The 20,956-nt window shown below is 43.6% G+C and carries 19 protein-coding genes; 6 read left to right on the top strand and 13 right to left on the bottom strand.

Annotation, left to right across the window (positions count from 1 at the left end; genetic code table 11):
- Positions 1-308: 308 nt before the first annotated feature.
- The 6 genes from eno to O9323_RS14295 all read right to left on the bottom strand — a co-directional run bounded on the left by eno (position 309) and on the right by O9323_RS14295 (position 9,821).
- Entirely contained in the window at positions 309-1,607 is a 1,299-nt protein-coding gene (gene eno / locus O9323_RS14320; RefSeq protein WP_288125318.1) for a phosphopyruvate hydratase, read from the bottom strand.
- Positions 1,608-1,653: 46 nt separating this feature from the next.
- On the bottom strand, positions 1,654-2,415 hold the full coding sequence (locus O9323_RS14315; RefSeq protein ID WP_288125317.1) for a DUF3887 domain-containing protein: 762 nt from the start codon (positions 2,413-2,415) through the stop codon (positions 1,654-1,656).
- 115 nt (positions 2,416-2,530) lie between these two features.
- Positions 2,531-4,609 carry a glycogen debranching protein GlgX gene (glgX, locus tag O9323_RS14310; RefSeq protein ID WP_288125316.1) on the bottom strand — a complete coding sequence of 693 codons (2,079 nt, stop codon included), beginning with the start codon at positions 4,607-4,609 and terminating at the stop codon, positions 2,531-2,533.
- A gap of 201 nt (positions 4,610-4,810) precedes the next feature.
- Entirely contained in the window at positions 4,811-5,119 is a 309-nt protein-coding gene (locus O9323_RS14305) for a hypothetical protein (protein ID WP_288125315.1), read from the bottom strand.
- Between the two features lie 7 nt (positions 5,120-5,126).
- Positions 5,127-5,711, bottom strand: coding sequence for a hypothetical protein (locus O9323_RS14300; protein ID WP_288125314.1), 585 nt, complete (start codon positions 5,709-5,711; stop codon positions 5,127-5,129).
- Positions 5,712-5,714: 3 nt separating this feature from the next.
- Positions 5,715-9,821, bottom strand: a complete 4,107-nt coding sequence (locus O9323_RS14295; RefSeq protein WP_288125313.1) for a tetratricopeptide repeat protein — start codon at positions 9,819-9,821, stop codon at positions 5,715-5,717.
- Positions 9,822-10,307: 486 nt separating this feature from the next.
- On the opposite strand from O9323_RS14295, the gene O9323_RS14290 reads away from it, so the two are divergent.
- The 3 genes from O9323_RS14290 (at position 10,308) to O9323_RS14280 (ending at position 12,791) form a co-directional block, all read left to right on the top strand.
- Complete coding sequence (locus tag O9323_RS14290; RefSeq protein ID WP_288125312.1) at positions 10,308-11,447, top strand: SpoIID/LytB domain-containing protein; 1,140 nt, start codon at positions 10,308-10,310, stop codon at positions 11,445-11,447.
- 93 nt (positions 11,448-11,540) lie between these two features.
- A complete protein-coding gene (fabZ, locus tag O9323_RS14285) occupies positions 11,541-12,020 on the top strand; it encodes a 3-hydroxyacyl-ACP dehydratase FabZ (protein ID WP_002734156.1) in 480 nt (159 codons plus the stop codon).
- Between the two features lie 3 nt (positions 12,021-12,023).
- Positions 12,024-12,791, top strand: coding sequence for a TspO-related membrane protein (locus O9323_RS14280; RefSeq protein WP_288125311.1), 768 nt, complete (start codon positions 12,024-12,026; stop codon positions 12,789-12,791).
- On the opposite strand, the gene O9323_RS14275 is transcribed toward O9323_RS14280, so the two are convergent.
- The 3 genes from O9323_RS14275 to O9323_RS14265 all read right to left on the bottom strand — a co-directional run bounded on the left by O9323_RS14275 (position 12,788) and on the right by O9323_RS14265 (position 15,086).
- Positions 12,788-13,252 carry a VOC family protein gene (locus O9323_RS14275; RefSeq protein WP_002734772.1) on the bottom strand — a complete coding sequence of 155 codons (465 nt, stop codon included), beginning with the start codon at positions 13,250-13,252 and terminating at the stop codon, positions 12,788-12,790. The two genes, O9323_RS14280 and O9323_RS14275, sit on opposite strands and share 4 nt — an antisense overlap.
- Before the next feature lie 142 nt (positions 13,253-13,394).
- Complete coding sequence (locus O9323_RS14270; protein ID WP_288125310.1) at positions 13,395-14,213, bottom strand: SirB1 family protein; 819 nt, start codon at positions 14,211-14,213, stop codon at positions 13,395-13,397.
- Between the two features lie 78 nt (positions 14,214-14,291).
- On the bottom strand, positions 14,292-15,086 hold the full coding sequence (locus O9323_RS14265; protein ID WP_288125309.1) for a metallophosphoesterase family protein: 795 nt from the start codon (positions 15,084-15,086) through the stop codon (positions 14,292-14,294).
- A gap of 364 nt (positions 15,087-15,450) precedes the next feature.
- On the opposite strand from O9323_RS14265, the gene nagA reads away from it, so the two are divergent.
- Positions 15,451-16,602: an N-acetylglucosamine-6-phosphate deacetylase gene (gene nagA / locus O9323_RS14260; protein ID WP_288125308.1), complete on the top strand. Its 1,152-nt coding sequence runs from the start codon at positions 15,451-15,453 to the stop codon at positions 16,600-16,602.
- Here nagA and ccmS read toward each other — a convergent pair.
- The 4 genes from ccmS to O9323_RS14240 form a co-directional block, all read right to left on the bottom strand.
- Complete coding sequence (ccmS, locus tag O9323_RS14255) at positions 16,558-16,998, bottom strand: beta-carboxysome assembly chaperone CcmS (RefSeq protein ID WP_002751731.1); 441 nt, start codon at positions 16,996-16,998, stop codon at positions 16,558-16,560. The two genes, nagA and ccmS, sit on opposite strands and share 45 nt — an antisense overlap.
- 186 nt (positions 16,999-17,184) lie before the next feature.
- Entirely contained in the window at positions 17,185-18,198 is a 1,014-nt protein-coding gene (locus tag O9323_RS14250; RefSeq protein ID WP_288125307.1) for an aldo/keto reductase, read from the bottom strand.
- Between the two features lie 228 nt (positions 18,199-18,426).
- The gene (locus O9323_RS14245; RefSeq protein ID WP_002733676.1) at positions 18,427-18,744 is read right to left on the bottom strand and encodes a slr1957 family protein; all 318 of its coding nucleotides are present in this window, start codon (positions 18,742-18,744) and stop codon (positions 18,427-18,429) included.
- 362 nt (positions 18,745-19,106) lie between these two features.
- Entirely contained in the window at positions 19,107-19,667 is a 561-nt protein-coding gene (locus O9323_RS14240; RefSeq protein ID WP_002751733.1) for a 5-formyltetrahydrofolate cyclo-ligase, read from the bottom strand.
- A 200-nt stretch (positions 19,668-19,867) separates the two neighbouring features.
- On the opposite strand from O9323_RS14240, the gene grxC reads away from it, so the two are divergent.
- The gene (gene grxC, locus O9323_RS14235) at positions 19,868-20,185 is read left to right on the top strand and encodes a glutaredoxin 3 (RefSeq protein ID WP_002751734.1); all 318 of its coding nucleotides are present in this window, start codon (positions 19,868-19,870) and stop codon (positions 20,183-20,185) included.
- On the top strand, positions 20,170-20,664 hold the full coding sequence (tadA, locus tag O9323_RS14230; protein ID WP_002751735.1) for a tRNA adenosine(34) deaminase TadA: 495 nt from the start codon (positions 20,170-20,172) through the stop codon (positions 20,662-20,664). Before grxC ends, tadA begins: the two co-directional genes overlap by 16 nt.
- Positions 20,665-20,956 lie beyond the last annotated feature (292 nt).

The raw sequence follows: 20,956 nt of genomic DNA, 5'->3' as shown, positions 1-20,956 counted from the left end.
GTTCAGCTTGACCATGGAATGGGCTTTATCCCCCTCTGTTTAACCCGAACTGTGGTTAAATAAATACTTCGCCGAAAAAGGTTTCAGCGAAGTACCACAATAGTCAGTGACCAGTTATCAGTTATCAGTACCTTTAGTATAACACCTTTGATCCAAAAATCATACCTTGGTACAAAAAAAGGCCACAAATAAATACTTCGCCGAAAAAGGTTTCAGCGAAGTACCACAATAGTCAGTGACCAGTTATCAGTTATCAGTACCTTTAGTATAACACCCTTTTTCGATCACTGCAAGACTTTTTGCAAATTTTAGGCCAAGAATTTTGGACCTAAACCGACTTTCGGCGCGTACACCGCCCGATCGCCCAATTCTTCTTCGATGCGTAATAAGCGATTATACTTAGCCACCCGTTCACTGCGACTGAGAGAACCGGTTTTAATCTGTCCGGCATTAGTGGCCACCGCCAGATCTGCGATCGTGGTGTCTTCCGTTTCTCCAGAACGATGACTGATAACAGAACGATAACCGTGACGGGTGGCCAGGGCGATCGTTTGTAGGGTTTCCGTCAAAGAACCGATCTGATTGAGTTTAATCAGGATCGAGTTAGCAATACCCAGATCGATCGCTTTTTGCAGACGGATGGGATTAGTCACCATCAAATCATCGCCCACCAACTGAATCCGCGACCCCAGTTTATCGGTCAATAATTTCCAGTTATCCCAATCCTCCTCGTGTAAACCGTCTTCAATAGAAATAATCGGATAGCGATCGACTAAACTGGCCAAAAAATCCACCATTTCGGCCGGAGAATGGGCCGAACCATCGTAGAGGTATTGACCATCCTTATAGAATTCACTGGCGGCCACATCCATAGCTAAAGCCACCTCCGACCCCGGTTTATAACCAGCACGTTCGATCGATTCGATTAAAATATCCAAAGCTTCCTGATTTGAAGCCAAATTAGGAGCATAACCGCCCTCATCGCCCACACCGGTCAGTAATTTGCGTTCGTGCAAGGCCTTACCCAAAGCGGCGAATACTTCCGCTCCCCAACGCAAACCTTCCTTAAAAGAATCGGCCCCGATGGGGAAGATCATAAACTCCTGAAAATCGACGTTATTATCAGCGTGAGAACCACCATTGATCACGTTCATCATCGGGACGGGTAGCACATTGGCCATCGGACCGGCGAGATAACGATAGAGAGGCAATCCCAGATCCGCCGCCGCTGCTTTGGCCGTAGCCAGAGAGACGGCTAGGATAGCATTAGCCCCTAATTCTCGTTTATTGGCCGTGCCATCGCGATGGATCATAGCTAAATCGATACTAGCTTGGTCGAAAGCATTCATCCCCTCCAAAACCGGGACAATTTTTTCGTGGACATTGCGAACCGCTTTTAGGACACCCTTACCACCGTAACGCTGGGGATCATCGTCGCGCAATTCGTGGGCCTCAAAACTACCCGTAGAAGCGCCACTGGGAACCTGGGCCAAACCGAGCGCCCCCGATTCTAACAGCACTTCCGCTTCGATCGTGGGACGGCCGCGGGAATCTAGAATCTCCCTAGCTGCGATCGCTTCGATGAGAACTTCGATTTTATCTAACATAACTTATCGTCTCCAACTCAATTTACGGGGTAATTTCGGCTGATTACTAATTGCCTAAAGGGAAATCCACGTTGACAATCTGCTTTTGATCATCAAAAACGAGGATTAAAGTATCCGTCAATTTTTCAAATTGAATCGTCACCAACACCAGATCCACACCGTCCGCACCCGAACCTTTTCTGACCTGAGTTCCCACGATCCGACGCACGGGGCCGGTACGCTTGAGTAAATTCTCCCAAGCGCCTTGTACTCTGGTGGGGAAAACCTCAGCTTTCAGGAAAGGGTGTAAAAAACCTCGGGCCAGGCCGTAGTCTTTATTGGCCAAGGCCGTGACAAAAGCGGTGCCAATCTCAGAAATACTGCGAAATTCGGGAAAATCGGCGGCAACTATCTGACCAGACCGGTTAAAGGTAACTATCACATCGTCGGTAACTTTCTCAAATTCAACGGTGACAATCACCAGATTGGCATTGATAGCATCGAGTACCTTGCTTTTGACAATACGCTTAAATGGTCCAGTATGGTCAGTGACTTGGCTTTCCCAGACCTTTTGCAGTTTTTCGGCAGTCCAGAGGGGTTTTAGTTGGGGTGACAAAGCGGCAATCACCTTGTCGTATTGTTTAGCTCCCAACCATTCTACTAACTGCCGAGCTTGCTTTTCTTCCCGAACGGGATCACCAATAGCGATCGCAGTCGGTTCTAGGTTCGCCTGTACTGGTGAAGCGCTGAACGGAGTCCAAGGCAGGGAAAAACCAATTAAACACAAAGAGAGAATCGATACCCGTTTCGCTAATGAAAGCCGCATCATTTCAGCTATTGCTCCGCAAATAAATAACGTTTTTCCACTTGACGATTGAATTGATGCCATTGTTCATTAGTTAAAGCATTCAACATCGGTCGATCGAGCAATATCTCTCCCCTTGTTATACTGATTTAACGATTAAAACTACCGCCGAACGCGCTTGCACCCGATAATTTTCCGATTCAATAGCGGCGGCGGCATCTAAATCACAGGCTGCCTCGGACAATTGCCCAGCAGTATCAATGACGCGATGCCATTTTTCCCCTTGTCCCAAGGGTGGTAACTGGAAGTTGAGAGATTCCCAGTAAGCGTTGAGCATAATGTGTAAATACTCGTTTGCCTTAGGATGACGCAGGGAAAAAGCTAAACTGCGGGAATCTTCCGACCAATCGGGTTTACTCAACTGTACACCATGCCAACTGAGATGGGGTTCAAGACTGGTATAGGTGACTTCTAGCAATTTTTCTTGACGGAAAAGAGCTAATTTTTTATTAAAATCGATCAGTCTCCTTACGAAACACCAAAGATCGAACTCTTGCTCTACCGCACTCCAATCGAACCAACTTAACTGGTTATCCTGACAATAGGCGTTATTGTTGCCCTTTTGGGTGCGTCGCACTTCGTCCCCCATCAACAGCATAGGTGTTCCTTGGGAAATGAACAGGATCGTTAAGAGATTTTTTATTTGTTGCAGTCGCAGGGTTTTAATCGCCTCGTTATTGGTTTCCCCTTCTATCCCACAATTCCAGCTAAAATTATCGTTGCAACCGTCCCGATTCTCCTCGCCGTTAGCCTCGTTGTGTTTCTCGTCGTAGGACACTAGATCGTTAAGGGTAAAGCCATCGTGACAGGTAACAAAATTTATACTTCTATTGACATCAGTGTTAGGTCTGTGGTATATGTCGGGGCTTCCTAAAATCCGCGCCGCTAATTTCGTGACTATGCCGGTATCTCCCCGGACAAAAGCACGCACATCATCGCGAAAAGGACCATTCCACTCGGAAAACCAATCGGCAAATTCGACAAATTGACCGACACTATACAATCCTGCCGCATCCCAAGCTTCGGCGATTAATTTTGTGCCGGCTAAGACTGGATCCGATTCGATCGCCCAGATCATGTTATAACCTTTTTGCAGGATCGGTTCCCCGTCCACATTGCGCGATAACACGGCCGCTAGGTCAAAGCGAAAACCATCGACGTGCATTTCCGACACCCAATAGCGCAAACAATCGAGAATCATTTTGCCAACAATCGGATGACTGCCCTTGAGGGTGTTACCACAGCCGGTATAGTTGCTATAGAGGCTTTTATCGACCGCATCAAGGATGTAGTAGGTGCGATTATCGATACCTTTCAAGGAAAGAGTCGGCCCGGTTTCGTCCCCCTCGGCGGTATGATTGAAAACCACATCGAGAATCACTTCGATCCCCGCTTTGTGTAAAGCTTTCACCAGATCCCGAAATTCATTCAAAGGACCGAACGGTGAGCGATCGCTACTGTAACCGGCATGGGGCGCAAAAAAGCCGATCGTGCTATAACCCCAATAGTTAGTTAACCCCGGCATAGCGGCAGCGGGATCAAAGTAATGAATCGGTAACAATTCCACGGCAGTAATGCCTAGGTTTTTTAAATAGGGTATTTTTTCGATTAATCCCGCAAAAGTACCTCTTTTTTCCTCGCTAACGCCAGAATTCGGGTTGCGAGTAAAGCCGCCGACGTGCATTTCGTAGATAAAACTGGCAGAGTAGGGAGTGCGTAGCGGTTTGTCATCTTCCCAATCATAGCAGCCCGTATCCACTACCAGACCCCGCAAAGCTCGATGACAATTATCGCCTTTTTCGCTGGCAGCTTGTCGATCATAAATTTCCGCACCGACAATCGCTTTCGCATAGGGATCGAGAACTACTTTATCAGGATCGAAGCGATGACCCTGGGCCGGATTATCCGGACCATAGACTCGATAAGCATACACTTGACCGACTCCAATCCCGTGAACGAAAATATGCCAATAGAAAAAGGTGCGGTTTGTTTGCGGGGTGAGGAGAATAGTCCGGCTAGGTACGGGAGAATTAGCATCATCAAATAATAATAATTCGATCGCAGTGGCATACTTAGAAAATAGTGAGAAGTTGACACCATCGGCCAAGACAGTCGCACCGACGGGATGGCTTTTACCGTGATCGGTTTCTAAGGTCATTGTCAAGAGATAAGAAGTGATTAGGAGTAGTATAAGATTATTCGGCGTTGTTGAATTGGCGTACCATTATTCAGCAGACCCTAAGTAGGTAGGTGTTAAAAACCATCAGCGCCCCTTATTAAGGGGGGATTCAGGGGGGATCAAAATCTTCTCAACAGGATTTAGTATAACTTTTGGATATGGATAAAGCTGGTATTCCTATTACTTCGCTTCAAATAATTTACAAATCTCTTTAATAGAAATATAGATACCGAGAAGAGCCGCTAACAAAAGAAGGATTTGACTATCCGAGCCAAGGCAATTCTGAAAATTTTCATCGGTTAACACTTTATAGACCACCTTAGACATTGCCAATACAGCCGATAAACTCAACCCAGAAACGAAAAGAATTTCTAGATAAGATTTATTGTTTCCCCGTCTTGGCTGTTTTTTTGTAACCAGTGCCACGCTTGCGGTAATGACCAAGGTTCCGATTAACAAAAGAAAGTTTTCAATGTTAACAATCTTCATCAAAAATTTATGCTGATTTTGCTTTCCTAAAGGTAATATACCATCCGCAGCCGGCCGCTAATATCGCACCAATAACCGCGCCATAAACTCCCGCAATCGATCCCCCTAAAGCTGCACCTCCCACCGTTACCACCATCAGGCGATCGGCTTTATCCCAAAATCGAGGGGAATCAGCACCCCCCTTATCAAGGGGGATCCCCCCGCCTGTCGGCACCCCCCTTATCAAGGGGGGCAGGGGGAATCGGGCTAATTTTTGGGCAGTTTTTACCCAATCTTGGCTAGGAATAACATCATTAATAAATATGGTCTCGAAATCTAAACTATCGGGAAAAATGACGCTTAAACTTTTGGTGCGTTCTTGGTTAGCATAGGCTGCGTCTAATTCTTCGATCGCTTTTTTATAAGCTTTTTCTAGGGGAGGATAACCCTTGACAAGTTGCCGCAATTGTGTTGCTGCCTGGGGTTGTTCTTCCCTTAGTAATCGTCTAATTGCTTCGAGCGATCGCTGTAGATATTCTGGCAAGGGTTCAGTCTGCTGTGCGAGGGCGATTAGCAGCGCTTCAAGATCGATAATTGTTTTGGGAATTTCCATAAGTTAGTCCTGTCCAGTCAGGGTATAGGCTGCCCAATGGTAAGGATCGCTATATTCTGTTAGTTGATCTAGCCCTATTGTACTGCCTTCCTTCAAAGTATTCGCCGCCCTCACCTCCAGTCGATCGACCCCTTCCATTAGGGAGGGAAGTTGTCCAAGTTGCTCGATCCAGTTAGCTAGTTGCTGCCAAGTGATATTTTTTAACCAATTTTGTGTATTTTTCAGAGCTAGGGCCGGGGATTCACCCGTTAATAATCTTTGATAGAAGTTAATCATAAACCAGGCGCTAGAAATCTCCTTCACCGGCCAGAGGGTACTGACCACATTAGTCGCACCCGCTGCCCGGAAAGCACTGACGAGGCCGACGTATTCGGTAGTAATGCCATCCTTACCGGTGAGAGCGGTTTCACAGGCAGCCAGACAGACGAGACGGTAACTAGAGAGGTTGAGCTTGTTGATATCCCGGACAGTCAATAAACCATCGCTAAGGGCGATCGCAGAGGCTTGGGGGCGAAAAGAGTCATAAAAGCCGTGACCAGTGAAATGGAAGGTTTTATAGGCATTTTCGAGGGCTTTACGGACATTTTCTCGTGAGGCCTTTTTCGGGCTAATTCTCGCGCTCGGTTGCAGGATATGGCTAATAATTGCCGATTCCAGTTGGGCGAAATCCATGGGTTTTTGCTCCGTTTTGGGGTCTTCGACACTGAGGAGGGGAGAATAGGAGAAATCGCCGGACTGGGGACGCAAACCAACCTGAGCAGAGGGGAGATAGGTAGCGGTGTATTTTTCGGGGAAGAGGGTATGTAGGGGGAAGCGGTGCAGATCCCGGTGGGGGATGAGAATGAGGGAATTAACGGAAACCGGCAAATGTGCGAGAATTTTATCGATCTGTAAAATCCGCTTTAATTGGGCAAAACGGTCATTAAGTGACAATCTCCAAGGATGATTTTGTTTATTCTCCGTTTCTTTTTTACTGGCATAGTCGCGGTATTGTTTATCCCATTCGGTTAACCAAGTCCGAAACTGTCGCGCCTGTTGATAACGTTGCTCTCTTTCCAGAATTACGGGATCAGCGTCTGCGGTGATAATAAAGGTGGTGAGATTGTCCTCGCTGAGATACCAGTAAATAATCGCCTTATCCGGACTTGTCAGGCTTTGGATAGTGGCATAATCGGGACTGGTGGGGTTTTCTTGCCAATTATCGAGAATCCAAGTCAAGCAACGATTTTTATAAAATTCTGCCTGTTCAATTGCGTCTAGGGGATGATTTTCCTCGATCAGTAAATCGATTTCTAGGTGACTAAAACTGCTGAATTTTGCCTCAAAAGCGGGTTTATCGCCTTTCTGGGCGCGTAGTCGGGTGAAAAGGTCGCGTCCCTGTTGTTGATAGAATCGCGCTTGAGTGATTTCCTGTAAGGAAAGATGAGCGCGGATCAATCCTTGCAGAATTTCTAAATGATCTTCGGGGAAGTCTTTTTCGGTGAGAATCGGTAAAGCGATTTGATAATGTCGGATTGCGTCGCGACAATAGGGACTAGCATTCTCTTTATACTGGGAATGTTCCAGATAAGCTTCCCCTAGATAGCGATAAATTTGCCCCCACGGAGGCGATCCTTGAATGAGGTGGGGAAGTGCCTCCCGGAGGGCGAAAATATGGGGTTCTCGGTCATTAAGGGCTACTATCGGTTTACGATAAATGAGAGCTTCCAGACTAGGAGTAGAAATGCGATTTTTGCTCAGAGAACAAATGACCCACCCTCGGTTGTACCAAGCTTTATGGTCATCGGGTTTAATTTCTAAAGCTCGATCGTAGGAGGCGATCGCTTCTTCATACCTTCCTAAATTACCTAACGCAATCCCTCGGTTGTACCAAGCTTCATGCTTATCGGGTTTAATTTCTAAAGCTCGATCGTAGGATGCGATCTCTTCTTCATACCTTCCTAAGTTACCTAACGCAACCCCTCGGTTGTACCAAGCTTCATGCTTATCGGGTTTAATTTCTAAAGCTTGATCGTAGGATGCGATCGCTTCTTCATACCTTCCTAAATTACCTAACGCACTCCCTCGGTTGTACCAAGCTTCATGGTCATCGGGTTTAATTTCTAAAGCTTGATCGTAGGATGCGATCGCTTCTTCATACCTTCCTAAGTCATCTAACGCAATCCCTCGGTTGTACCAAGCTTGATGGAAATCGGGTTTAATTTCTAAAGCTCGATCCCAGGATGCGATCGCTTCTTCATACCTTCCTAAGTTACCTAACGCAATCCCTCGGTTGTACCAAGCTTCATGGTAATCGGGTTTAATTTCTAAAGCTTGATCCCAGGATGCGATCGCTTGTTCATACCTTCCTAAGTTATCTAACGCAATCCCTCGGTTGTACCAAGCTTCATGCTTATCGGGTTTAATTTCTAAAGCTCGATCGTAGGATGCGATCGCTTCTTCAAATCTGCCTAAATTACCTAACGCAACCCCTCGGTTGTACCAAGCTTCATGCTTATCGGGTTTAATTTCTAAAGCTCGATCGTAGGATGCGATCGCTTCTTCATACCTTCCTAAGTTACCTAACGCAAACCCTCGGTTGTACCAAGCTTCATGGTAATCGGGTTTAATTTCTAAAGCTCGATCGTAGGATGCGATCGCTTCTTGGTATTGTTCAAGATCATCAAAAGTATTACCTCGATAAACCCAACCGTCTTCCCATTGAGGTAGCAAACTAACTAGACGGTTGAACCCTTTTAAGGCATCTTGATAGCGCTTTAATTCATATAGTTTAAGAGTAAATCCTGCTAGAGAAGGCAACATTTCAAGAGGTTTTTCTTCAAATAACTGCCAAATTAACTGTTTTAGAGGACGCAAATAGTCATTTAATTCTACCTGCTTTCCCTTGGCTTCAATTTGTCCGTCGCGGGGTTCTAAAATTTTTTCTCTGGCAATTAAATCAGCCAAACTTTGCTTGATTTGCCAGCGATACCAGAGTTGTTGCCACATATTTCCCTTGGCGATAAATCTGGCAGTCGGTTCAACAATAAACGGTTCTAAGGAAATATTACACTGGCGCAATAAATCCACCGCAGCATAGATATATTTCGCCAGATTATCCCTTTTAATTGCATCCTGATAACGTTTTTGCCAGTTGCCTCGCAGAGTAGCTTGATAGTTGGCAGGATTGAGGGGTAATTGTCGGTTTTCAAGGCGCACTAAATTTTCTACCACATTGCGAAAGGTAGAATCATTATAAGCAGCAATGCTGCTGTAGTCAGTTTCGGCTTTAATGTTGGTTTGCGGGATAGTATCCTGCAATAATTCGACAATTGCACCGTCTTCCGGCGATGGCAATTTTACCAACTGAAAACGTTCCCACAGTTCTGGATATTTGTCCCACTGTAACTTATCCCATTCACTTGGTTGTCCCGGTGATTCGGGTTCTTTTTCATCTCTCGCAGTGGCAATCACCCGCACTTCTTCGGGACGAGTACCATGGGTTTCATAAGCTTCGAGGGTTTTTAATAGTCGTTCTTGTAAGGGAATATTAATCGCCGCAAGAGGACTATCTTTTGCTTGGGGATTTTGGTCAATTTTCAAACTACGGCGCATATATGAGTTAAGATCGTCGAGGAAAAATAGTAATTTTCTATCTGTTCCGATCGCCTCTAATTGGTTATTTTCGGGTCGCTCTAACCATTCTCCTAATTTTAATACTAACACCGTCCAGCCTTCATGATTCAAGCGTTGCGCTACTTCAGCAGCTTCTCTAGTTTTGCCGATTCCTGTGGGTCCGACAATAATTAACCAGCGATTTTCCTCCAGATTTTGCAGAAGTTCGTTAGTAAAGTTTCGGTCAGCCATTCGGTGTTGGTAAATAATATTATGATCCGCTAAAGGAGATTTATCCTTTTCATCCCTTTTGTAGATAATCGGGATTACATTGCTATTGGGGGCAATTTTGGTAAAGGGTAAGGACGGTTCAATGATTCGGACTTTTCGTTTTTGCTCTCGATACCACCAAATGAAACCGATTATTGCCAGAACAACAGTCACTAATGCACCGGAGAGGAGATTGTCAATCCAGTCTTTATTAGTTTGATAGAATTGTATTATAGAATTCCACATAAGCCTATTTTAGATTTGAGATTTTCGATTTGAGATTGCGGAATGTGTGTCTAAAGATTGGTAGAAAATTAATTCGACTTCTTTTCACCGGTGAGAATATTTTTCCTCCTCGCCATGATAAGACAAATTTTAGCTGCTTGTAAGTAAGTGGTTCTAATTAAATTGAAGATAGATTTTGTCCTTGATCCCCCCTTAATCCCCCCTTGATAAGGGGAGTGCCGATCCCCCCTTAATCCCCCCTTGATAAGGGGGGAAATATGATAATTTTTAACACCTACCTAGTTAGAATAATCGACTAAACCTAATAAATCCCGATTAATCGGACAAAATAGGGCAATTTGCCCATTCATGGGCCAGAGGAGAGAAAAATTGTCAGACAATCGGGAAAAAGTGACAGGGGAAAAATTTTTCTAGACTGGAGTAGCCAAAAAATCCCAGTCCGGTTAAAATTGATTATCGATCGATTGTGTGAGGAGTCCGACCCCCATGACCAATAAACACACAGCAAGGCTGCTGGGTAGTTACCTGCAGCGCCTGCCTGCTCATAGCTGGCTCATCCTAGTTTTTTGGGCTTTGATTATCGCTCCAGTCCAAGCTGCTGTCGAATTACGCATTGCCATCAGTAAAGGTGTTAGCGCCGTCTCCGTGGGTAGTTCCACCGATGCTGTGGTGAAAGATGGGGCCGGGAGAGTCCTAGGAGAATTAACCGCCATGAATGCCCTCAATGCTAATCCCAGAGGAAAAGCGGTGGGTTTGGCCGATTGGCAGGCCAGTCAATTGATCATCGAACCGGAGAATGATGGTTACGTCTGGATTAATGATCGCTGGTATCGAGGACGAACAAGGATCATTCGGCAGGGTTCTGGGGTGACAGCCCTAAATTTAGTCGATTTAGAGGAATATCTCTATAGTGTCGTCGGTGCGGAGGCGATTCCCTCCTGGCCGCAAGAGGCCTTAAAAGCCCAATCTGTGGCGGCCCGCACCTATGCTCTCTACCAAATGAATACTTCTGGTAATCGCATCTACGATCTCGATACTACCACCCGCACCCAAGTTTATAAGGGTCTAGAAAGCGAGTTTACTAGCACCCACGAGGCAGTTAAGGCCACCACCGGGCAAATTATGAGTTTCAACGGCAAACCAATTCTAGCGGTGTTTCACTCCTCCTCCGGGGGTCATACGGAAAATGTCGAAGATGTTTGGAATTCCCCCTTACCCTACCTGCGCGGTGTCGTCGATTACGATCAAGTCGCCCCAGTATTCCAATGGTCAAAAAACTTTAGCGCCGGGGAATTAGGTCGTTTAATTGGTGGTGTTGGTCGCGTGCGATCGCTATCTCCCGAAAGGATCACTCCCCACGGAAGGGTGATTAGAATGCGTATAGTGGGCGATCAAGGCTCTAAATTAATCTCTGATACCCAATTACGGCGAATACTGGAGCTGCGTAGTACCCTATTCACGATTTCAGCTAATAACGGTACTTTTGCCATCAATGGTCGCGGTTTCGGTCATGGGATCGGTTTAAGTCAATGGGGCGCTTTTTCCCTCGCTGACCAAGGGGTGACTTATGACCGCATTCTCAGCCATTATTATCAAAATGCTCGTTTAACTAAAATGCCCAATTAAAAAGGCTGTCAGCCATTTCCAGTGAACTGATAACTGATAACTGATAACTGATTGTGAGATAATGTCTAATCTCACTTGTAATTTTTGACTTGCATGACCATCGTTACCGAAGCCTTAACCGAGTTGGAACCAGTCATAAAAACTACCTTTACCGTTGAGGAAATTCGCCAACTACTGCCCCATCGTTATCCCTTTGCCCTAGTCGATCGCATTATTGACTATGTACCAGGTAAAAAGGCTGTTGGCCTAAAAAATGTCACGATCAACGAGCCTTTTTTTCCCGGTCATATTCCCAGTCGTCCCTTGATGCCGGGGGTGTTAATTGTGGAATCCATGGCCCAAGTGGGGGGAGTGATTTTGACTCAATTACCCGGGATGAAAGGGAAATTTTTTGCCTTCGCTGGCATTGATAAAACCCGTTTTCGTCGTCCTGTGGTGCCGGGAGATCAATTAATTATGACGGTGGAATTATTATCCTTCAAGATGAATAAAATTGCTAAAATGCAAGGGGAAGCAAGAGTCGATGGGCAATTGGCCGCCCAGGGTGAAATGATGTTTTCTGTCTTTGATTGACCTATGAATTTTGATCGAGATCGTCTCCGACAAGAACTAAATTTATTTGCTATTCTAGGGGCTTTTATTACCAATATTTTCGCTAATATTTTTCCTCTTAAGGGCGAAAATATCGGGGCTATCTCGAATACAGTTTTTCAAGATGTCTTAATTGTTCCCGCTAATTATGCTTTTGCGATCTGGGGATTAATTTATCTGGGTTTAATTAGTCTGGGAATTTACCAAGCTTTAGCTTTTAATAAAACTGAACCACGTTTGCGTCGGTTAGGCTACGAATTAGCCATCGCTAGTGCTTGTCAGATTTTCTGGGTAATTCTCTTTCAATTGCGTTTTTTTACCCTGTCTTTACTGGCAATGCTAGGCATTTTAATCCCTCTCATCCGGCTTTATCTTCGCTTAGAAATTAATCGCTTGATTGTGAATCGTAAACAGGGTTTATTAGTTAATGCTCCTATTAGTATTTATTTCGCTTGGATTAGCGTGGCCACGATTGTCAATGTCGCTTCGGTGCTAGATTGGATCGACTGGCAGCGATGGGGTCTAACTGACCAGATCTGGACGGTAATAATTCTGCTTATCGGGGCGATAATCGCGATTTTAGTCGGTTTAACAAGAAAAGATCGGGCTTTTATCGGGGTGTTTATCTGGGCTTTTTTGGCGATCGCTGTTAAACAGATTTCTCTGCCTCTAATTGCGATAACAGCGATTATATTAGCGATTACCCTAACTTTTCTGGTTTTTCGTGGCAATTTTCGCCCTCTGAGTCGTTAAAATGCGGGATCACAGCGAATTTCGACGATAAAGCCATCGGGATCGTAGAAGTAAACCCCTCTCCCAGTCGGCCGGGTTACGGGTCCACTAGCAATAGTAATTCCCTGACTTTGTAGCACTTCTAGGGCAAAATCGAAGCATTCCGGGGCAATATCGAAGGCTAAATGGTTGGCACGGGTAAAAGCGATTTCGGGATTGTCGTCGGGAGGGTTTAAATCTGGTTCCCAAAATAGGTCAATTACTGTACCATCGGGGGTGATAAAATTGGCCACTTTTCCCTGGGCAACTAATTCTTTTAAGGTACTGGGAATTTTTTCCCCCACTAATTCCTCTAATCCTAATATTTCCCCATAAAAATGACGAGAGGCATCCATATCTTTGACGTTGAAAGCGATATGATGGACTTTTCGCAGTTGACCGATTTTGAGTTTTTTCGCAGTTACGAAAGGGCTAATAGTCATTTTAGTTATCATTTATCAGTAAAGGATTGGGGGATTTTTCAGTGAACAGTAATCAGTAATCAGTGAAAAGACAGCACTATTAATGTCATTTAATACTCCTCATTTAATACCGTTAACTGATAACTGATAACTGATTGGCGACTTAAGAGTTAATTTTTTGCAATAATTGTCGAATGGATTCGGCATCTTGGGCGTTGGGTAGGAGAGCGAGATAGAAGCCTAAATCCTGTTGCGCTTGGCTGAGTTGTCCAATTTGATAGTAAACTAAACCTCGATCGCGCAGCTCTAGGGGATGATTAGGAATGAGCAAAAGTAGTAGATCTATTGTCCGAATTGTCTGAGACCATTGTTGACGATTCAGGTAAATATATTTTAAATTAGTCAACAAACGTAATAAAATTTGCTGATTGGTAGCAATATTGAGAAAATGTTCTTCTAATTTAACTGGCTGTTGATAAATTTGACTTAATCTTTCTTGACAGTCCTGTTTAAATAGGATTTCACCACCGTGAAAGGGATCGACAAAAATTTCCACTTCCTCGAAATCGGGACGGATAATAAAATGCCCTGGCATACCAATTCCTATCATGGGAAAATCGATCTGTTTGGCAATCTCTAAATAGATAATCGAGAGAGTGAGCGGAATACCGGTGCGGCGATCAATTACGTCATTTAAGTAGCTGTTGCGGGGGTCATAGTATTCTTGGGTATTACCGGTAAACTGTAAATCTTCAAACAAATATTGATTGATAACCTTGACTATTTTTAAGGGATATAATCTATCGGGTAGGCGTTTTTTTACCTCGTCAGCCATTAAGTTTATCCTATTTAAATAGTGATCAATCTTGAGACGGGGATATTCAAAATTGGCTATTTGTAGAGCTGCCCGAGCTAGATTTATCTCATGATCAGGATGTTGAATTGTTTCGATGAAGGCCTGGTATAAGAGTTCAAGGGTCATTAGAAAAGGGTATTAATCAGATTATCAACTATTTTAACCGATCCTTCTGGTTTTATCGCTTCTCTTTTCTGATCACTATTAAAGATTCAGCACTTTAGATGAGCTTTCCCCGGAGGAGTAACGAGAAATCTTGTCAAGGTCTAGATTAACCACTGCTTTTTCTAAAGGGATCGTGCGACAATTTTTAGATTGATCCTGCACTTGATAAACTAATTGATTTGTCCAATCTAAAGCAGTTAACCAACCACTTTGGGGATGATAAACCCCAGTTTCAATGTCTAGCCAACCGCTGCCGCGAGCTAGTTGCCCCGGCTTGACATCGGGAAAGGTAAAGGTTAAAGTATGACCTGTGATGATTAGTTTATCCTTGAAATAGGGTTGGGTCATGGTATGAAATTCGTTTCTAATCCAACAAAACTCCTCGTTTGTTTGCTGTTCAAGGGGATATTCTGGGTGTACTCCCGCATGAACTAACCAAATATCTCCTAGGTCTAAATAAGCGGGTAGGGATTGGAACCAATTGATATGCTCGGCGGGTATATTGTTATTATAACTTAGTAGTGTCGCCGCCCCGCCACTCTCGATCCAACCGTTTAACCATCTTTCAGAAACTTCTTTTCCTGCTAAAGCTTTTAAGAGCATATATTCATGATTTCCTAGGAGACACTGGTAGTTATTTTTGATGACAAAATCCACCACTTCTAAGCTCTGCTCTCCTCGATCAATTAAATCCCCCAGAAAATAAACCTCATCCTCACTATCAGGAGCAACTCGGTTTAATAGTCGCAAAAGTGCCTGAAAATTGCCATGCACATCTCCGATAATAATACGACGCGGTTCTTGAGTTTGTTTCCCTATGTTTCTAAAAAACATACACCCCTCCCTAATCCCTGAGATTGCTACTCTTTTATTGCTAAAAAAGTAGTTTTTATATAGTCTTAATTTTATTATAGGACAAGCCTTTCCCTTTGACAGTCACTCCCTCCTAAGAACCGCCAGAGAAAGGCTGTAATTATTTTGTAAAGTATTTTTACAATCTCTGGACAGAGAGCGGTCAGGTTATGGTACTATTTTTTTATGATCAGTTTTTATATAATTGGACATAAACAGTTGTCATTAAACGCCAATATCTCCATTATATAAAAAAGTATCTCACAAAAATGCACACTTGTCAAGCATCATCAAAAAAAAAGTTTTTTTTTGAGATTATAATAAAAAAAATTAGTTTTCTGCTTCTATGATAACCCTAATTAATGCTAGAATTCCCGCCTATCAGGATCGACAACAAATAGAGATAAATGCTGCGGGAAAGATCGAGAGAATCACGGAGATGGGGGGAAGGAAAAAAGGGGAAAAGATTATCGATATGGAAGGGGATTGGCTATCCTTAGGAGGAGTAGATTTACAGATCAACGGAGGATTAGGATTAGCATTTCCTGACTTAGAAATAACAGATCTAGAAAAATTAGATAAGATTAGCGATTATCTTGGGAATCAAGGAATTGATGGTTATCTTCCCACCCTAGTCACCACGTCTGTGGAGAAATTTCAAAAATCCCTCTCAGTAATTGCTAAATATATCGAAAAACAGAAACAGGAAAATCGAGGGATCGCCCAGGTTTTAGGAGTACATTTAGAGGGACCATTTTTAAACTATGAAAAAAGGGGAGCGCATCCGGGACAATATCTTTTAACCCCAAGTATAGAAACAATAGATAAAATCTTTGGGGACTACTTATCGATCGTAAAAATTATCACTCTAGCACCAGAATTAGATAGTAGCGGTACGGTGATTAAATACCTAAGCGATCGAGGAATTACCGTCAGTTTAGGACATTCGCAAGCGAGTCAAGAAATAGCCAAAAAAGCCTTTTTGCAAGGGGCAAAAATGGTTACTCATGCCTTTAATGCCATGCCTCCTTTACATCATCGTCAACCGGGTTTATTAGGGGAAGCAATTATCAATCGCGAGGTATATTGTGGGTTAATTGCCGATGGTCAACACATCCATCCAACCATGATAGAATTATTACTAAAAGCCAGTAATTATCATCAAGGAATTTTCTTAGTTAGTGATGCTTTAGCACCGATTGGTTTAGGGGATGGTGTCTATCCTTGGGACGAGAGAGAAATTGAAGTCAAACAGGGAACAGCAAGACTTTTTGACGGTACTTTAGCGGGAACAACCTTACCCTTATTACAAGGAGTAGCCAATTTAGTTAACTGGGGAATATGTGATTTAGAAACGGCAATTCTTCTAGCGACAGAATCCCCCAGAAAAGCGATCAGATTAGCGGGTTTATCAGTGGGACAACCTGCCAACTTTTTGCGCTGGCAATCGGCATCAAATTGGGAAAGATTGGATTTCCGTCAGCATTTTGGACTCTAACTGTTGAATGAGGGTATCAAGATCGACTTCGAGGCGATCAAAACATTCAGGAGGAGAAAGATCGGGTTGAAAATAAATCAATTTTACCTGACCATCACCGATAGCGACTATAGCCACTTCTTCGCTGGGATTATAGCGATAAATAATCCCAAGCATCTCTTGAATTTTACAATTAACCTTGCGATTTAATTTCTCTAGGGACTCCCTAGAACAACAGACAAAATGAGGCTGAGGTTTAAGATCGATGCCTAGGGTTTCTTGAGCATCTTCTCCCCATTCCGAGAGTAAACCCCACATTAAACCGGCTAATTCCTGTTGATTTTCTTGCACAAATTGATCTAATTGATAGCGCCATTGATTAGCGGGATCATCGGGTATTGCTTGTTCAAATCTCATCATTAGCCTCTTTTCAGTTATCAGTCATCAGTTATCAGTTATCAGTTATCAGTTATCAGTTATCAGTTATCAGTTATCAGTCCTTGATAAGGGGGGGAAGCTGACAATTTTTAACACCTACCTACTTATAGACAACTTTTCCTCTAGATAGGGATTGAATAGGGATAGAACTATTCACCTTTTCAGTTAACGACGGTACTCATCACCGCAATCACCGATTAACTGCAATAAATCCCGGGATTTTTCCAAGACATGATCAATTTTTTGATAGTCTTGGGGAGATAATTGAAAATCGAAAATACGGGCATTTTCTGCGATATGTTCAGCAACACCCAAACGCACCCCGATAATTGCTCCAGCTACGGCTTTTTGTTCAAGAACGTAACGCACTGCCACATTAGGAATGGTGACATGATAGGAATCAGCGATCGCTTTAAGAACAGTTAATAATTCTTGGAATAATTGCCAGTTTCCCCAAGCATCGATCATGTTTTTATATTTCCGTAAACTAGCGGTATTGAGACTCATGGCATTGGGTTCAGGATGACCGAGATATTTAGCTCCTAATAAGCCTCCTGCTAGAGTACCATAGGCCAGGAGATAGATGTTATGTTCTTGGCAAAACTGCGCCATTTTGACGAGGGGACGGCGATCAATCAGGGAAAACTGGACTTGATTGGAGACTATTGTAATCCCGGCGCTGAGAATAATTTTTAAATGTTCCGTGTCGAAATTAGTCAAGGCTAGGTGTTTAATTTTGCCTTCCTGTTGTAATTCCCCTAAAAAATATAAGGCATCTAGATAATTTTTATCGCGATAATCCCACCAGTGAAACTGCAATAAATCGAGACTATCCACATCCATGCGACGCAGGGAAATAGCGATATTTTTTGCGACTATTTCCTTAGTCATTTTACCCGAACGGGGAACCCATTTAGTGAAAGCTTGCAGATTATTTAAAGCATCAATACCCCTTTGAGCGACTAATTGACGACGAAATTCACCGATAAAATCTTCAGCCGGACCGTAATGATCGGCCAGATCCCAAGTGGTGAAACCGGCATCTAGATAGGAGAACATACTAGGGATCGCTTTTTGGGGTGCGATCGAACCATGGCTGCCTGAAACTTGCCACATTCCGTTCAAAATACGACAAATTTCCAGATCGGGGGTAAACTGTAAGCGACGAGATTCGGACATGGGGACTTTTCAGTTATCAGTAAACAGTAAACAGTAATCAGTGAAAAGACAGCAGAAAACTGCCATTGAATACTGCTCACTTAATATTCTATTCTCCTACTGACCACTAATCACCGATTACTGATTCAAGACAGATCGATCGTCCCTGTCTGGAAAAACGCAGTCAAGGGGAAGACTTTCGGAAAAATCTCCCCCTGTTTAGGTTTTTGCTGCTCAATTTTTGCCCGATTAATATTCCACTTCCAATCGCGCTGCGGTGACAGCATCAAAAGCGAAAGCGAGAACTATAGGCATAGGACAAGCGAGGATGACACAGAGAATTAAAGCTGTCACAGTCAATCCAATCGCCATTCCTAACCAAAGTTTTTCGGCAGGGGATAGACCTTTTTGACGCTTAATATTTTGTAACACTTTGGTGGGAATTGGTTCTGGCATGACGGCATTGGGAGGGAATGCCCAATAATTACTGTAGCGTTCGAGAAATAGCTCTGTCCAGCCGTTTTCTTGACACCATTCTTGAATCCATGGTTCGTGAAAGTGTTTCATTGCTTCCCTGTTGACTTTTTCTGGTGATTACTTTAAACATCTCTTGATGCGAACTTCATCCTAGCAAAGCTATCTTAAGGGTCGATCGGATTCAATAAAACTTAATATATGAGTAGTCGGTGGGTAAAATGTATTCTAAGATACAGTGCCAGCGAACGACCAGAACGAACCACAAAGACACAAAGGACACAAAGATCGATCGCTCCTATATAAGTTAAACCGATCACACAAAAGGAAATAATTGTTAAGTAGCTGGTTATAATTAAATTAAAAATGGGTTTGAGGTTCGATCCCCCCTGCCCCCCTTGATAAGGGGGGTGCCGATAGGCGGGGGGATCTGAAAGTTTTTAATACCTACCTACTTAAAAAATTTCGGTTCTTGATTCGGTACAGATTGCCTGTAATTTTTGGTCCCAAGTATCGAGGGGAAGGGTATCGAGATAGGCAAAGTCAAAGACAATCCCAATCGAGGGGATAGCTTGCCATTCGGGGGAATGTAGGAGACGATCAAAATAACCTCCCCCGTAACCTAAGCGATAACCTTGGCGATCGCAAGCGACGGCGGGAATTAACAGTAAGTCCACTTCGGTCGGTAAAATGAGAGGAGCGATCGCTGTTGGTTCATAGATGCCATAACGATTTAATTCTAGGGGATCGTCGGCAGTCCAACAGTGCCAAGTCAGGCTATCTCCGTCACAACGGGGAAAACCCCAGCGATGGTGTTGACAAAATAAGGAACTTAAATCCGGCTCTTGACGATAACTGAAGTAAGCGAGAATGGTTTTAGCGTGTTGAAAGAGGGGCAAAGATTGTAAATTTTTGCAAAGTTGCTGACTATTTTCTTGCCAAATATGCTTAGGAAGCGATCGTCTTTGGGCAATTAGTTGTTTGCGTAATTGGGCTTTTTTGGTAGCAGAATCCATAAAATAAAGATAAATAGGAGAGTAAGTAGCTGGTTATAATTAAATTGAAGATGGATCCCCCCTTAATCCCCCCTTAATAAGGGGGGTGTCGATCCCCCCTTAATCCCCCCTTAATAAGGGGGGTGTCGATCCCCCCTTAATCCCCCCTTAATAAGGGGGGCATCGGACAGTTTTTAACACCTAACTACTTAGTAAGAACGATGCTAAATCTATTTAACTCGCTTTTTGGGCGTTATAACGAGAATATCAAGGCCAATGTGGAAATTTACACGTGGGCAACTTGTCCCTACTGTATTCGTGCTAAATGGTTGCTGGGTTGGAAAGGGGTAAAATACACCGAATACAAGATTGATGGGGATGAAAGCGCTCGTCAAGCCATGGCGGAACGGTCTAACGGTAAACGCAGTGTACCACAGATTTTTATCAATAATGAACATATCGGTGGTTGCGATGATTTGTATGCTTTGGATGGTCAGAAAAAATTAGATAATTTACTGGCTAAATGTGGGACTATCTAAAGTCTATTGACGAAAAAGCCTATGAGAAACATCGGCAATGGATGCAGTTAGCTTTAAATTTAGCGGCAACTGCGGGGGATCGGGGTGATGTACCTGTGGGAGCGGTTATCGTGGATAAACAGGGACATTTAATCGCTCAAGGGGCTAATTGCAAGGAAAAACACCATGATCCCACCGCTCACGCTGAAATTCTGGCGATTCGTGCCGCTAGTCAAGTGTTAGGCAATTGGCACTTAAATGGTTGTACCCTCTACGTCACCCTCGAACCCTGTCCCATGTGTGCCGGGGCAATTATTCAGGCTAGATTAGGATTATTAGTGTACGGTGCTGACGATCCCAAAACAGGAGTTATCCGCACTGTGGCTAATTTTATGGATAGTCCTTTTTCTAACCATCGTTTACTGGTAATCGCGGGAATTTTAGCCAAGGAATCCGGGGAATTATTACAAACATGGTTTGAGAAAAAAAGAAATGTTTAAAGGAGTCAGGGAGATAGGAGTCAGGAGTCAGGAGTCAGGAGTCAATCCTACTGTTAAAAGCGGATTGGGTAAGCTGTTGTGCATCTGAATTTGATATTCGTTTTACCTTGTCTCAACTAGAACTTGAATGCGGACTAGCTGATTACCGATCGTAAGTAGTCATGCAAAATTAATTACCCAAATAAAAAATTAAGAAGTATAATACATAAAAAAACGAAGCAGCAGGAAAATACAATGAGATTGATTAGAGACCTAAACCCCGAGAGCCAGAAAATGCTAGAGAGAATTTATC

Source organism: Microcystis sp. LE19-131.1A (assembly GCF_027532015.1).
In the GTDB taxonomy this organism is placed as follows: domain Bacteria; phylum Cyanobacteriota; class Cyanobacteriia; order Cyanobacteriales; family Microcystaceae; genus Microcystis; species Microcystis ichthyoblabe_A.
Note: the sequence above shows the minus strand (reverse complement) of the source record. Positions and strands in the feature narration are given on the sequence as shown.